Source organism: Rathayibacter sp. AY1C5 (assembly GCF_002931705.1).
In the GTDB taxonomy this organism is placed as follows: domain Bacteria; phylum Actinomycetota; class Actinomycetes; order Actinomycetales; family Microbacteriaceae; genus Rathayibacter.
The window spans coordinates 137,828-151,932 of sequence record NZ_PSWD01000006.1; the positions used below are offsets into that span (position 1 = coordinate 137,828).

A 14,105-nucleotide genomic window follows, 5' to 3' on the forward strand; every position below is an offset into this window, starting at 1 on the left:
TGCTCCGGCGTTCGTCGCGACGGCCGTCAGAGCGCGGAGGATCGGACGAGCGCGAGCGCGGCGTCCACGGTGGCGAGCGACTGCGCCGGATCGACGCGGGCCAGCACGAGCGCGGCCACCAGGAGCGACACGAGGACGTCCGCCTGAGCCGACGCCCACGCCTGCGCGTCGGGCCAGCGGGCCAGCGCTCCGGCGCGCAGTGCGCCCAGCAGCTCGGCCCGGTAGTCGGCGATCACCTCGCGCACGGCGTCGTCGCGCGCGATCGGCGCGCCCGCGGCGTTGAGCAGCAGGCAGCCGCTCCTCGCGGAGAGCGTGCGAGAGTCGGCGAGCGCCGCCCGCAGCCCGGTGAAGTACTCCTCGAGCGCCGTCGGCGACGCCCCTCGCGGATCGACGAGCGGGGCGAGCCGGGGCCGCACCACCTCGTCGAGGTAGCTCTGCACGGCAGCGTCGAAGAGCCCACGCTTGCTGCCGAAGGCGTGGTAGAGGCTGGAGCGGCGCAGTCCGGTCGCGGACTCCAGGTCCGGGAGGGACGCCTCCTCGAAGCCGCTCTCCCAGAAGACGGCGCGGGCGGCGCGGACGACCTGCTCGGTGTCGAAGCCCTGCGTGCGACCCACGGTGCTCCTCCTGAGGGGTGACAGCTGCGGCGCCGCACTGGCGCGGACCGCTCGCTCCAGTATATTGTGGACTGGTCGTTACACAATCGGTGCGGAGCCCTCCGCACCACGACCATCGCCTGGAGGCCCGCCGTGATCGTTCTCGGACTGGTGCTCGCCGCTCTCGCCGCGGCGCTGCACGTCTACATCTTCGTGCTCGAGTCGGTCCTCTGGACGACCTCGCGCGCCCGAACGACGTTCGGCACGACCGCCGGCGAGGCGGAGGCGACGAAGGAGATGGCCTACAACCAGGGCTTCTACAACCTCTTCCTCGCCGTCGTCACCGTGGCGGGCATCGTCGCCGTCGCGATCGGCGCCACCGCCGTCGGCGCGGCCCTCGTCTTCGCCGGCGCCGGATCGATGGTCGCCGCAGCACTCGTCCTGCTCCTCTCCGCTCCGACCAAGCGCCGCGCCGCGCTGACCCAGATGACCCCGGGTCTGCTCGCGGTGATCGCGCTCGCCGTCGGCCTCTCACTCTGATCCCCTCCGATCCACCACCACGAAAGGTCCTATGAGCACCGTCACCAGCACCCAGATCCAGCTCGTCCGCCGCCCCGACGGCTGGCCCGTCGCCGAGGACTTCCGGACCGCGACCGTCGAGTACGGCGACCCGGCCGCGGGCGAGATCCGCGTCGAGAACGCCTTCCTCTCGGTCGACCCCTACATGCGCGGCCGCATGAACGACGTGAAGAGCTACACCCCGCCCTTCGCCCTCGGCGAGACCATGACCGGCGGTGCCGTCGGCCGGGTGACCGTCTCCGACGACCCCGCGTTCCCCGTCGGCAGCGCGGTCCTGCACCAGCTCGGCTGGCGCGACGTCGTGCAGGCCGAGTCGTCGCAGTTCCGCGTCGTCCCCGAGATCCCCGGAGTGCCGCTCTCGCTCCGCCTCGGCATCCTCGGGATGACCGGACTCACCGCGTACGTCGGGCTCACCGCCATCGCGGGCATGAAGGAGGGCGACACCGTCTTCGTCTCGGGCGCCGCGGGAGCCGTCGGCTCGGCCGCCGGTCAGATCGCGCGCCTCCTCGGAGCCGAGCGGGTCGTCGGATCCGCGGGCTCGGCCGAGAAGGTCGCCCTGCTCACCGAGAAGTACGGCTACGACGCCGCCTTCGACTACCACTCCGGCCCGGTCCGCGAGCAGCTGGCCGAGGCCGCGCCCGACGGGATCGACGTGTACTTCGACAACGTCGGCGGCGACCACCTCGAAGCGGCCCTCGACGCCTTCCGCGACGGCGGCCGCGCGGCGCTCTGCGGAGCGATCGCCGGCTACAACAGCACCGAGAAGACACCCGGCCCCGACAACATGGCGAACATCATCACCCGCGGTCTCACGCTGCGCGGATTCACGCTGTCCGGCTACCTCGACCACTCGCCGGAGTTCAACCGGCTGATGGCCGGCTGGTTCGCCGACGGAGAGATCGCCTACGACGAGACCGTCGTCAACGGCATCGACCACGCCGTGGACGCGTTCCTCTCGATGATGCGCGGCGGCAACACCGGGAAGATGGTCGTCCGCGTCTAGCGCCGACCCCGGTGCGGCGGGCGCGAGGAGGGGCACCTCCGGACGCCCGCCGCATCCGTCCTCCGCCTCCCTGACCGGGACCTCCGAGAATGCTCGCGGATCCGCGGGGCCGATCGGTCCGGGCGGTGGCAGACTGCGGACATGAGCACGTTCTCGCACCGGACCGGCGCCTCCGCGCTGGCAGCAGCAGCACTCGTCCTCGTCCTCACCGGCTGCGCGGGCAGCGGCGGAGCCCCGTCCGCGCGGACGCCGCTCCCGACACCGACCGCGACCGCGACCCCGACGTCTTCGCCGACTCCCGCTCCGACGCCGACTCCCACCGTGACCGTGACGGTCACGGCGACCCCCGAGCCCTCGTCGACCGGTTCTCCCGCCGCGGATCCGGCGGCGGCGCGCTGCACGGGCTCCGACCTGACGATGGAGTACCGCCCCGACCCCGACGCGTCGGGTGCCGGGAACAGCGCCTTCGACCTCGTGCTCACCAGCACCTCCTCCTCCGACTGCGCTCTCGCGGGCATCCCCGGCGTCTACGCGACCGACGCCGACGGGAACCGGATCAGCGCGGTCGCCGACGCGTCCGGCCCGAACCCCGACGCTCCCGTGATCCTCGTCCCGGGCGCCCGGGCGGACGTCCGGGTCGCCTGGCACTCCCCCGGCGCCTACGGCTGCACGGTCGGGACCTCCGCGTACCTCGTCGCCGAGGTCCTCGACGCCCCGGACGGCGCGGTCCGCGCCCCCGCCGAGCTCCAGGTGTGCACCGACGGCACCGTGATGATGGACGCCTCCGCCTACACGCTGCTCTGAGCCCTCCCCGAGCGCGCACACCTTCCGCGCGGCCCGCTCACCGGGCGCGACCCCTTGACCGGGCGCGGCGCAGCCGGGACCCTCGCACTACACGTCCCCACCCCACCCCGGAGGTCACCATGAAGGTCGGCTCACTCGTTCTCCGTCTCGCCGTCGGCGGGCTCTTCGTCGGACACGGTCTGCAGAAGCTGCGGGGCTCGTTCGACGGCCCCGGCCTCGACGGCACCGAGCAGATGATGTCGAGCCTGGAGATGCACCCGGCCCGGCGCAACGCCGTCGCCGCAGCGGTGACCGAGACGGCCGGAGGCGCCGCTCTCGCTCTCGGCGCCGCGACTCCGCTCGCCGCCGCCGGACTCGTCGCCACGATGGTCACCGCCGTGCGCAAGGTGCACTGGAGCAACGGCCTGTGGAACGCGGGCGGCGGGTGGGAGTACAACGCCGTCCTCGTCGCGGCGACGGCCGCGATCGTCGCGGACGGCCCCGGCGCGCTCTCGTTCGACGCCCTGTTCGGCAAGCGCAAGTGGGGAGCCGGCTGGGCGCTGTTCGCCCTGATCGGCGGAGCGGCTGCGTCGACCGCCCTGATCGAGGCCGGGCGACGCGCCGCGCCGGTCGGAGCGGGCACCTCCGGCTCCGACGACGGCGAGTCGGACGACGACGGCGCCGACTCGACCGCCTCGTAGCCCCGCTCCCCGCACTGTGCGGGCGCGGTAGCGTCGGAGGCGTGACCGAGACACGCGCCTCCGACCCCGATCGCCCCGAGACCGACGCGCTCGCCCTCTGGCTCGCGGCGGTCGAGCGCCTCGACGCTCAGGACGACCCGGACGGCGTCGTCGAGCGGATGCGCGTCCTCGCAGCCCGCTATCCGGGACACGACGGAGTCGCCGCTTTCGAGCTGGGCGGCGCCCTCGACAGCGCGGGACACGAGGCGGAGGCGGCGGTCGAGTACGAGCGCGCCCTCGCAGCCGGCCTGGATGACGAGCGGCGGGCGCGGTTGACGATCCAGTACGCCTCGACACTCCGGAACCTCGGCCGCACCGATGAGGCGATCGACCTCCTCGCCGGCGCCGCCGCGCACCCCGCGGTGGGCTCCGCGCGGGAGGTGTTCTTCGCGCTCGCCCTGCACAGCGCCGGGCGCGTCGACGAGGCCCTGCGGATCGCGCTGGAGGCGCTGGCTCCGGGGCTCCCCCGGTACCAGCGCTCCGTCCGCGCCTACGCCGCCGCCCTCACCGACCCCGAGCAGTAGCGCGGAGGCTCGGCGCGGCGAGCGCCGAACCTCCATGGGCGCCGACTCAGTCCTCGAGCAGGATCGCGTCGATCTGCCCCATCGCCTGGCGGAGTCCGTCCTCCATGCCCATCTGGACCATCTGCTCGAGCTGCTCGACCGACTCGAAACGGCTGCTGAGGACCATCCGCGTGCGCCCCGGCTCGATCTCGTCGAGGGTGACCGTGGCCCGGGTGATCCCCAGCGCGTCGACCGGGTCGCCCCGCTCGTCGGCGAAGCCGTCCTCGAACTCGAACCGCGTCGGCTCCTCCACCCGGGTCACGCGCCACCAGCCGCGCGCCTGCTCGCCGTCCGGTCCCGTCATGACGTAGGCGCTCCGTCCGCCCTCGACCGGCTCGTGCCGCTCGAAGGTCGCCGGCCAGGTCGGCGGCCCCCACCAGCGCTCGAGGCGGCGCGGATCCGTCCAGAGGAGCCAGACGCGCTCGATCCCCGCGTCGAACTCGGCGGTCACGGTCAGGGTCAGTTCCTCGATGTCCTTCACGGACTGCAGCACGCTCATCGCGCCTCTCCCTCCAGCAGATCCCGCGCGCCGGTCGGCTCGCGGGTGTCACTCCTCGTCGAGGAGGTCCGACATGCGGTCGATCCTCCCCGCCCACAGCTGCTCGTAGGCGTCGAGCAGGCGCGACGCCCGCCGCACTGCGGCGACCTCGCCCTGCACCAGCTGCTCCCGCCCCCTCCTCCGCTTGCGGACGAGTGCCGCCCGCTCGAGGACGGCCACGTGCTTCTGCACCGCCGCGAACGACATCTCGTAGCGCGCCGCGAGTGCGGAGACGGACTGCTCGCCGACCAGCACCCGGGCGACGATGTCGCGGCGGGTGCTGTCGGCCAGCGCCCGGAAGAGCAGGTCGATGTCGGCGTCCATTCGTACAACCATGTGGTTGCACATTAGGGCCGTCCCCTCCCCCGCGCAAGAGCATCCGTCTCCGGGCGAGCGCACCGGCCCGCGCCCGACCTCAGGCGCTCGCGGCATCGAGGGCCTCGGCAGCGGCCGCGAGCACCCAGTCCGGCAGGGGGCGGGCCGCGAACAGCGAGGCGTAGAGCCGGGCCATCGAGTCGTCGGGGTCGAGCCGCAGCGCCTCGTCGAGGTGGAGCCCCGCGAGGCTCGAGACTCCCCTCGCCCACCAGCACCACGCGAGAACGGTGAGCACGGAGGAGCGCGCCTCCTCCGGCGCCAGCGCGGCGGCGCGGGCGAGGAGCCCGGTCGCCCGCGCCAGACGGCCGCGCTCCGGAGCACGCCCGCTGCCGAGCAGCAGGGCCGACAGCTCGAGGTCGTGGTCGTCGTCCGTTCCGGCGCGGGCGTCGCCCACCGCGCCGGGCGGCACTCCCACTCCTGCCTGCGGGCTCCGCGCGATCTGCACGGTCACCCGGTCGCGGAGGGGCGGCGACTGCAGGGTCCGCACGATCAGTCCTTCGCGGCGGACGTCCCGCGGTCCGCTGAGCCAGCGCTCGACGAGCCGTTCCGTGTCGCCGACCAGGGGCGGCCGGCGGAGCACCTCCGCGACGAGCGCGCGATCCTCCTCGGCGACCGGCGGCAGCACGGAGAGCGCGTCGATGTCCAGTGGCTCGTCGGCCACCGCTCGGGCGAGGACGCCGGTCTCGCTCCGCTCGATCTCGAGGAGCGGACGTGGCCTGCGGCACTCCTCGGCGTCCGTGTAGCGCCCCCACCCGTCGGCGGCGATGCAGGCCACGGCGATGATGTCCAGGCGCGTGCGCTCCAGGCGCCGGAGCACCGCGTGGCCGAGGTCGAGATGCGGGATCCCCCGCTCCTCGGCGTAGCCCGCACGGGTGCAGACCACCACCAGCACACCGGTGGCCCGCGGCATCGTCTCCATCATGGCCGCGCAGCCGCCCGCCAGCGCCTCCGCCTCCATCCCGCGCAGCGTCTCCGGGAGCGGGATCCGGAAGCCGCCTCCGGCGCGCGTGCCGAGGAACGGCACCACCACGACGGACTCCTCCGGACGGATGCCGATGATGGAGGGGACGGCCGCCAGGAGGTCCTGGATCGCGCTCGCCCGCAGGACTTCGGGATCGCGGCGGCGGGACGGAGGAGCAGGGGTTCGCTGTGTGAATGTCATGTCCGACACCCTGCTCGCGTCGCCGGCGGCGCGAGATCCCGCCGGCCCGGACCGGGGAGAACCGGAGCGGATCGGCGCCTGTGGAGGAGCGCCCGGGGCCGGCGGCTCAGCCGGCCGCGGGAGCCCGCAGCACCTTCGCCATCGGCCGTCCCTTCGCGATCTCGTCGATCAGCTTGTCGAGGTACCGGATGCGCTGCATCAGCGGATCCTCGATCGTCTCGACCCGCACGCCGCAGATCACCCCCGTGATCGCCGAGGCCTGCGGAGGCAGGCGCGCCGCCGCGAAGAACTCCTCGAAGGTCGTCCTGCTCTCGAGGTGCCGGGCCAGCTCCTCGTCCGAGAAGCCGGTGAGCCAGCGGACCGCCTCGTCGACCTCCTCCCTCGTCCGGCCCTTGCGCTCCGCCTTCGCCACGTAGAGGGGGTGCACGTCGGCGAACGCCACGGAGAAGATCCTGCTCATGGCCGGGAAGCGTACTCGCGCGACGCCCGGCGCGGCAGAGGCGCCCGCCCCGCTATCCTCCCCAGTGGCCCTCGCGCCTCCACCCCGCAGCCCACAGAGAGAACCACCGTGAGCCTCCTCCGCACCAAGTCCGTCGAGCAGTCGATCGCCGACACCGATGAGCCCGAGTACAAGCTCAAGAAGTCGCTGACCGCGCTCGATCTCACGGTCTTCGGCGTCGGAGTCGTCATCGGCGCCGGCATCTTTACCCTCACCGGCCGCGCCGCCCATGACATCGCCGGACCGGCGATCGTCCTGAGCTTCGTCGTCGCCGCCTTCGCCTGCGCCCTCGCGGCCATGTGCTACGCCGAGTTCGCCTCCACGGTCCCGGTGTCGGGCTCCGCCTACACCTTCTCCTACGCCTCCCTCGGCGAGCTCTTCGCCTGGATCATCGGCTGGGACCTGATCCTCGAGCTGTTCCTCGGAGCGAGCGTGGTCGCGCAGGGGTGGAGCGCGTACCTCGGGTCGCTGCTGCAGCAGCTGGGAGTGACCCTCCCGCCGGCGCTCACCTACGGCGGCGTGGTCGACGTGCCGGCGATCCTGCTCGTCCTCGTGCTCGGCGCGCTGATGACCTTCGGGATCAAGGAATCGCTGCGCGTCAACCTGGTGCTCGTCGCGATCAAGCTGTTCATCGTCCTGTTCGTCATCATCGCGGGCCTGCAGTTCGTCAACACCGCCAATTACACGCCGTTCGTCCCCGCCGCCGAGCCCTCGCAGTCCGCGTCCGGTCTGACCCAGCCGCTGCTCCAGTTCCTCTCGGGCATCGAGCCGGCCACGTTCGGGGTCGGCGGCATCATCGCCGGCGCCTCCCTGGTGTTCTTCGCCTACATCGGGTTCGACGTCGTCGCGACGACCGCGGAGGAGACCCGCCGCCCCCAGCGCGACCTGCCCATCGGCATCATCGCCTCGCTGATCATCTGCACGGTCCTGTACTGCGCCGTCGCCCTCGTCGTGACCGGCATGGTCCCCTACCGCGAGCTCGACCCGTCGGCCGCGCTCGCCAACGCGTTCGCCTACCACGGGCAGACCTGGATGGCGACGGTCATCTCGGCCGGCGCCGTCGCCGGTCTGACCACCGTCGTGCTGACGCTGCTGATCGGAGCGACACGCATCATCTTCGCGATGGCGCGCGACGGACTCCTCCCCCGGCGCCTGGCCACCGTCCACCCGCGCCTGCGCACGCCGTGGTTCACCTCCGTGGTCGTGACCATCGTCGTCGCGCTGCTCGCCGGGCTCACTCCGATCGGCGTGCTCGAGGAGATGGTCAACATCGGCACGCTCTCGGCGTTCGTGCTGGTCTCGGTCGGCGTCGTGGTGCTGCGCCGCAAGCGGCCCGACCTGAAGCGCGGCTTCCGGGTCCCGCTGAACCCGTGGCTCCCGCTGCTCTCGGCCCTGATCTGCACCTACCTGATGCTCAACCTCTCGATCGAGACCTGGCTGCGCTTCCTGATCTGGCTGGCCGTGGGCTTCGCGATCTACTTCGCCTACTCGCGCAGCCACGCGAAGATCGGCGAGCAGCCCTAGGGGGCCAGGCCCACCTTCGGCCTGGCCCAGGAGCGTCCGCGCGTGTCCTTGAGGATGTCGTACTCCACCTCGACGTGCGGCTCGATCGCGCTGTACTTGTCGTTCGGGGCACCGATCACGAGCTGGAAGCCGAGACCGCGCCACGCACCGATCGCCCGCTTGGTGAAGTGGGCGTCGGCCTTGATCAGCGCCTCGTCCATGAAGACCGGGGCGTACCGGGGACGGTCGGCTCCCGCGTCGCCGAGCTGGTAGCGCAGCGCTGCTCCGACGATGAAGGCGATCAGCTCCTGCGACTCCCCGCCGGACTTCTCGCCGATGTGGTCGTACAGCGCCACGTGCGCTCGGGTGACGGCGTCCACGCGCTCGGCGCTGACCCGGACGTGGTTGCGGACGTCGACGAGGTCGCCGAAGTCGGGCGCGGTGCGCCGCAGCCGCTGGATGAGCCGGGACATCCGCCGGTAGACCTGCTCGCGCTCCTCCTCCGCGGACACGGCCTGGATCTGCGCGCGCACCTCGCGGAGCTCGCGGCGGAAGCGACGGCGCACCTCCGACTGGTTCTCGCGCGTCGTGATCTGCAGGCGGTGGCCGTCGTTGTAGAACGGCAGGTCCTGCATGATCACGTTGATCGGCTCGATCCGCTCGCGGATCTCCCGCAGCGAGCGGCCGAGCGTGGAGTCGAAGCTCGTGAGGTCGTTGCCGGAGAGCGTGAGCAGGCTGTCGCGCCACTCGGTCTCGAGCCGGTGCAGGCCGCTGGTCTCGAGGGCGTCGAGCAGCCGCTCGAAGTCGCCCGCGGACGCCTCGGGGTCCGCGAGCAGGTTGGGGTTCGGCCAGCGGTCGAGGAAGCCGGCCATGATCCGGCCGGCGCTCTCGCGCTGCTGCTCGTGCGCCTCGGCCGCGGAGCGGCGGTCCTCCGCCAGTCGCTGCGCTGCCGTGGCGAGCGCTGCGTCGAAGCGGACCAGGACGTCCGAGGCGCTGCCGGACGCCGCGGCCTCGGTCAGCGTGAACCGGGCGTCGAGGAAGGCGCGCTGGTCGTCGTCGAGCTCGCGTCCTGCCTGCTCCGCCGCATCGAGAACCGCCTGGCTCGCGTCGACGTCGTCGACCACGACGGCCCACTCCGCCTCGATCCGCTCGCGTTCCACACCGGCGCGCGCGATCTCCTGGCGGAGGCGCTCGAGGCGGCCGCGCAGCCCGTCGATCTGCTCCTGCAGGCCGGCGAGCTCGGGGTTCGCCTCCGCCGCCTCGGCGCCGACCGCCTCCCAGCGCTCCTGCTCGGCGAGCAGCGACTCGACGTCGACCGTCTCCCAGCTCACCAGCGCGAGGCGGGCGTGGCGCGTCATCCGGTCGTCGAGCGCATCGAGGGCCTCCTCCGCCGCCGACGCCGCCGAGACGGCCGCCGCGCTGCGGGCCCGGGCCGCCTCGACCAGGGCGTTCAGCTCGCGGAGTCGACGGGAGTTGGAGAAGCCGAGGACGTTCGCGGCGCCGTGGCCGCCGTGCGCACCGCGCTGCCCCTGCGAGAGCTGACCGGTGAGGGTCAGGGCGAGCCGGTGGCGCCCGAGCTCCGCAGCGCTGTCGACGCACACGTAGCCGAAGCGGTCCTCGAGCCGGTTTTGCAGCCAGCCGGTGAAGGCAGTGGCGCGGTAGTCGAGGCGCCCGGGGAGCGTCTGCGGGTCGAGGCCCCGCACCTCCTCGAGCCCGGTCTCCACGCCCTCGTAGCGGAGCCGGACCGGGAGCCGGAGGGAGTCGATGGCGCGGCGGAAGCGGTCGAGGTGGGCGGAGTCGATCATCAGCGTCGTCGCGAAGCCGCCGAGGGCGAGCGTGAACGCCTCGCGCCAGGGCTCGAACTCGGCACGCACCTCGACCAGCTCGCCGACGAAGGGCAGGTCGTCGGCGGTGAGGCCGGCTGCCTCCGCGATCCGCTCGCGCGCCTCGTGCAGAGGCCGGGGGATGCTGTCCCGACGGTCCGAGGCCGAGCGCTGCTCCGCCTCGAGCTCGGCGAGCTCGCGCGCCGCGGCCTTCCGCTCGGCGACCGCGTCCGACCAGGCCGCACGGGTGCTGCGCTTGGCGTCGGCCGCGCTCGCCGCCCGGGCGAGCACCGCCTCGAACCGCTCGCGGGTGGTCTCCGGCTCGCCGAGAGCGCGCAGGTCCTCCTCGAGCCGGGCGCGGTTCTCGCGCGCCGCTCCCAGCCGCCGCTCCACCTCGCGGAGCTCGCGCTGGGCCGTCTCGAGGCGGTCGCCGCCGGAGGCCCGCAGCACCTCGGCGAGCCCGTCCCGCTCCGACTCCGCCGCCTCGGCGAGCGCCCGCTTCTCGCGGAGCACGGCGTCGACGGCGCGGGTGCGCTCGCGCAGCTCGACCTCGACGTCGCGCAGCAGGCCGAGGCGCTGCTCAGCGCGCCACAGGGCCGCCGGCGACACCGGGGCATCGAACTCCCCGAGCGCGTCGATGAGGCGCACGCGCTCCGCGGACGCGGCGATGCGCAGGCGCAGGCCCCGCAACGGCTCGAGTGCCGCGACCTGCTGGCGCGCGGTGAGCATCCGCTGCCGCGTGCTCTCGAGCTCGTCGAAGTGGGCGACGACCGCGTCGGCGGAGGCCAGGGTCTCGGGCTCCTCGAGCACGAGCCGCTTGTAGAGGTCGTCGACGGTCGTGATCTGCTGACCGGCCTGGATGCGGGCGAGCAGGCTCATCGCCTTCGATCCGGCTCCCGCCGCTCCGATGCCGAGCACCGCGTGCAGACGCGCCGAGAACTCGCGGTCGGTGCCGAGCGGATCCAGCCCCGCCGCGCGCAGCGACGCGTCGGAGAAGCGGTGCGCCGCCGCCCGGTCGAGCGCGGCGAGGTCGACCGGGCCCTCGGCGCTCGCGCGGATCCGCACGGTCTCCTCGAGCACCCGGGAGCCGGCCGGGACATACCAGGCGCGGACCGCGCTGAAGCGCGAGCCGTCGTGGTCGACCCAGGTCATCGCGACGGCGGTCCAGGTGTCGACTCCGTCGCCGCGCAGGACGCGCATGGTCGTGCCCTCGTCCGTGCGCGACTCGTCGAGCTTGCCGCGCGCGTAGGAGAGGATGTTGCGCTGGTCCTCGCCGCGCGGACGGCCCGTCACTCCGCCGTTCGAGGCGCCGTTGAACGGCGTGGTGTGCGGCATCATCAGGGCGATGTAGGCGTCCATCAGCGTGGACTTGCCGGAGCCGGAGCCGCCGCAGAGCAGTGTGGCCCCCGGCGAGAAGCGGACCCGGTGCGCGCCGTCGTAGCCGCCCCAGTTGACCAGCTGCAGGTCCTCGGCGAGCCACTGCTGACCGCGGGAGGCGGCGGGGATCAGGCCGAAGAGGGTGTCGAGCATCGTCATCGGGGGTCGTCCTCCGGGTCGGGGGTGTCGTCGTCGGTCGGCTCGTCGTCCAGCGGCTCGTCGTCGGCCGGCTCGTCGTCCGCGACATCGGTCCCGGGCAGGACGCCGTCCGTGGGCGGGTCCGCGTCCTCGTCGAGGCCGTCGTCCTCGAGCGCGTCGTCGTCCGCCTGCTCCGGATCGTCCGAGCCGGGCTCCTCGGCGGGCGCCGCTTCTGCGACCACCGAGGAAGCGTCTTCGCCCGCCCGCCCGCGCAGCCAGTCGCTCAGCTCCCGCAGCTTCGGCGCGCTCAGCACGATCTCCACGATCGGGCTGATCCGGTACCGCCCTGCGGACTCCTCGTCGACGATGCCGTCGCGCCCGAGCCGCTCCAGCGCCTTGCGGACCATGCGCTGCCGGCGGGCTGTGTCGCGCTCGGCGTCCGCGAAGTAGCTGAGCACCGTCTGCTCGACCTCCTCGACGTCCACGCGCGCCGACGCCTCGCCGGCCGCCGACTCCCGCTGATGGACCGTGCGCAGGTGCACCAGCACCAGCGTCTCGGCGCGGGTGTAGGGGAGGTCGCGCAGCAGCACCGGCATCTCCACCTCGTCGGAGCGCACCTGCTGCTTGTAGGCGACCCCGCGCTCGTGGTCGACGACGAGCCGCACGAACAGGTCGTTCAGCCGCGACTCGATCAGCTGCCGGTGCTCCTGGAACACGGCCCACTGCTCGCGGTGGCGGTCGGCGAGGAGGAAGCGGCGCTGCAGCACGTGCACGAGCACCCGGCGCACCTCGGTGTCGAGGACGCCGCGGTCGCCGGGGAAGAGCTCGTCGGGGTCCTCCTCCATCGACACGGGCGCGATGAACGGATCGGCGGCGGTCCCGTCGGTCGCCAGGGTGTCACTCATCGTCGGTCTCCTCCTCGGTGCGGGCGGTCACGGATCCGAAGGCGAAGCGGCGCACGGTCCCGTCGGGTCGGCGCGTGCTCACGACGGAGTAGCCCTCGCGGTCGACGAGGCCCGTCCGGTGCGCGATCTCGAGCAGCCCGAGCAGGTCGACGGGCCGTCGCGTGTCCTCCGGAGCCGCGCTGAACGCGTCCGCCAGATCGAACTCGTCGCCGAGCTCCGCCACGTAGGCCTCCAGCTCCGCGTAGCGGGGACCGCCCCAGGCCCGGCTGTCGTCGCCGACGAACTCGGCGTCGCCGTCGTCTCCGGCCAGGGGCGCCGGCCCGCCGGCCGGACGCACGTCTCCCAGGGTCTGGCGCAGGTGGCCGATCCCGGCGACGGGCAGGTGCCGCAGCGGCGCGACCGGCGCGTCCGGCGAGATCCCGCCCGTCCACTCCTGGAGCCCCGCCATCACGTCGCGCAGCAGCTCGTCCACCTGGCGGTCGCGAGCCGGGTCGTGGGTGCGGACCTGGCCCGTGATGACGTGGGACGCGCGGCGCTGCGCGGTCAGGACCTCCTGCACGCCCAGCTCCACCCGGCGGCCGATCGCGGCCAGCTCCGCGCGCTGGGCGGGGTCCATCAGGCGGGAGAACGGCTGCACGAGCACGGTGTGCAGCTGATCGGCGAGCGCGTCGATCCGCTCGGGGTCGCCCAGGAGGCGGAGGGCTCCGGCGAACGCACGGCCCTCGCTGGTGGCCTGCATCACGTGCTGACCTCGCTCGAGGTACTCCCGCAGCACCTCGCCGGTCGGGCGGACGTCGCGGCGCAGGTCCGCGACCACGTCGCGCTGCATCGCCTTGATCGACTCCGCCACCCGCGCGAAGTCGGCCGGCAGCTCGCGGGCGAGGTGCACCACGTTCTCGGCCTCCTCCAGGAGCTGCTCGTCGTCGGCCGGCTCGAGACCGGCGCCCTCCTCGAGTGCGGCGATCTCGGCGTCCAGGCGCGCCCGCTCCTCGCGGAGCCGCGAGAGGCGGGCCTCCGGGTCGGGATCGACGTCCGCGGCCAGCCGCTCGACCGCCTCCAGCAGGGTGCGCACCCGCGAGTTCGAGACGCGCGTGCGTCCACCTCCGGTGCGCCCGGTGATCTCGAGGGCGCTCACGGCGTGGGCGCTCAGCCGGTAGACCTCGGCCTCGCCCTCGATCTGCGGCACGAGCCAGCCGACGCGGACCCAGTAGCGGCACACCTCGCGCGCCGTGCCGCTCGGCAGAGCGCGCTCGCCCTCGTCGTACCCGGCCGAGCGCAGCTCCTCGAGCAGCTCCCCCACCTCGGCGTGCGCGTCGGCGACCGCCACGGCCTGCCGGTCGACGGTGAACACGAGCGACAGGGCGGCGACGACGAACGGGGCGTACCGGCCGTGGAGGAGATCCAGGGTCGGCGTCCGGAAGGCGCCGAGGGAGCGCAGGTAGGCGGCCTCGGCGCGGGAGTTCGACATCGCCCTCAAGGATAGGCGGCGGGTCGGGCGCCCGAGGACGGCCGCGCCTGGGCCGC

The 14,105-nt window shown here is 73.5% G+C and carries 14 protein-coding genes; 6 read left to right on the top strand and 8 right to left on the bottom strand.

Features of this window, described 5'->3' with window-relative positions:
• Positions 1 to 26: 26 nt before the first annotated feature.
• Complete coding sequence (locus C5C57_RS07505) at positions 27 to 614, bottom strand: TetR/AcrR family transcriptional regulator (RefSeq protein WP_104273307.1); 588 nt, start codon at positions 612 to 614, stop codon at positions 27 to 29.
• Between the two features lie 132 nt (positions 615 to 746).
• Between C5C57_RS07505 and C5C57_RS07510 the strand changes: the two genes are divergently transcribed.
• The 5 genes from C5C57_RS07510 to C5C57_RS07535 all read left to right on the top strand — a co-directional run bounded on the left by C5C57_RS07510 (position 747) and on the right by C5C57_RS07535 (position 4,222).
• Complete coding sequence (locus C5C57_RS07510) at positions 747 to 1,133, top strand: DUF1304 domain-containing protein (protein ID WP_104261131.1); 387 nt, start codon at positions 747 to 749, stop codon at positions 1,131 to 1,133.
• 31 nt (positions 1,134 to 1,164) lie between these two features.
• Complete coding sequence (locus C5C57_RS07515; protein WP_104297462.1) at positions 1,165 to 2,175, top strand: NADP-dependent oxidoreductase; 1,011 nt, start codon at positions 1,165 to 1,167, stop codon at positions 2,173 to 2,175.
• Between the two features lie 141 nt (positions 2,176 to 2,316).
• The gene (locus C5C57_RS18060) at positions 2,317 to 2,979 is read left to right on the top strand and encodes a DUF4232 domain-containing protein (protein ID WP_181069116.1); all 663 of its coding nucleotides are present in this window, start codon (positions 2,317 to 2,319) and stop codon (positions 2,977 to 2,979) included.
• A 119-nt stretch (positions 2,980 to 3,098) separates the two neighbouring features.
• On the top strand, positions 3,099 to 3,659 hold the full coding sequence (locus tag C5C57_RS07530; protein ID WP_104273310.1) for a DoxX family protein: 561 nt from the start codon (positions 3,099 to 3,101) through the stop codon (positions 3,657 to 3,659).
• A gap of 41 nt (positions 3,660 to 3,700) precedes the next feature.
• Entirely contained in the window at positions 3,701 to 4,222 is a 522-nt protein-coding gene (locus tag C5C57_RS07535; RefSeq protein ID WP_258067720.1) for a tetratricopeptide repeat protein, read from the top strand.
• Between the two features lie 46 nt (positions 4,223 to 4,268).
• Here C5C57_RS07535 and C5C57_RS07540 read toward each other — a convergent pair whose 3' ends face one another.
• From C5C57_RS07540 to C5C57_RS07555, 4 genes are all read right to left on the bottom strand, one after another.
• The gene (locus tag C5C57_RS07540; protein ID WP_104273311.1) at positions 4,269 to 4,760 is read right to left on the bottom strand and encodes an SRPBCC domain-containing protein; all 492 of its coding nucleotides are present in this window, start codon (positions 4,758 to 4,760) and stop codon (positions 4,269 to 4,271) included.
• 48 nt (positions 4,761 to 4,808) lie between these two features.
• The gene (locus C5C57_RS07545) at positions 4,809 to 5,135 is read right to left on the bottom strand and encodes a metalloregulator ArsR/SmtB family transcription factor (RefSeq protein WP_104222609.1); all 327 of its coding nucleotides are present in this window, start codon (positions 5,133 to 5,135) and stop codon (positions 4,809 to 4,811) included.
• 79 nt (positions 5,136 to 5,214) lie between these two features.
• Entirely contained in the window at positions 5,215 to 6,336 is a 1,122-nt protein-coding gene (locus C5C57_RS07550; RefSeq protein WP_104315584.1) for a DUF4192 family protein, read from the bottom strand.
• Positions 6,337 to 6,442: 106 nt separating this feature from the next.
• Complete coding sequence (locus C5C57_RS07555; RefSeq protein ID WP_104225408.1) at positions 6,443 to 6,796, bottom strand: DUF2200 domain-containing protein; 354 nt, start codon at positions 6,794 to 6,796, stop codon at positions 6,443 to 6,445.
• A gap of 108 nt (positions 6,797 to 6,904) precedes the next feature.
• On the opposite strand from C5C57_RS07555, the gene C5C57_RS07560 reads away from it, so the two are divergent.
• Positions 6,905 to 8,359 (top strand): amino acid permease, encoded by a 1,455-nt coding sequence (locus C5C57_RS07560; protein ID WP_104222535.1) that lies wholly within the window; start codon positions 6,905 to 6,907, stop codon positions 8,357 to 8,359.
• Here the strand turns inward: C5C57_RS07560 and C5C57_RS07565 are convergent.
• The 3 genes from C5C57_RS07565 to C5C57_RS07575 are packed head-to-tail and all read right to left on the bottom strand — an operon-like array spanning position 8,356 to position 14,049.
• Positions 8,356 to 11,697 (bottom strand): ATP-binding protein, encoded by a 3,342-nt coding sequence (locus tag C5C57_RS07565; protein WP_104297463.1) that lies wholly within the window; start codon positions 11,695 to 11,697, stop codon positions 8,356 to 8,358. The two genes, C5C57_RS07560 and C5C57_RS07565, sit on opposite strands and share 4 nt — an antisense overlap.
• On the bottom strand, positions 11,694 to 12,581 hold the full coding sequence (locus C5C57_RS07570) for a DUF4194 domain-containing protein (RefSeq protein ID WP_104297464.1): 888 nt from the start codon (positions 12,579 to 12,581) through the stop codon (positions 11,694 to 11,696). The genes C5C57_RS07565 and C5C57_RS07570 overlap by 4 nt, the downstream gene beginning before the upstream one ends.
• A complete protein-coding gene (locus C5C57_RS07575; protein ID WP_104247174.1) occupies positions 12,574 to 14,049 on the bottom strand; it encodes a DUF3375 domain-containing protein in 1,476 nt (491 codons plus the stop codon). The genes C5C57_RS07570 and C5C57_RS07575 overlap by 8 nt, the downstream gene beginning before the upstream one ends.
• Positions 14,050 to 14,105: the final 56 nt, after the last annotated feature.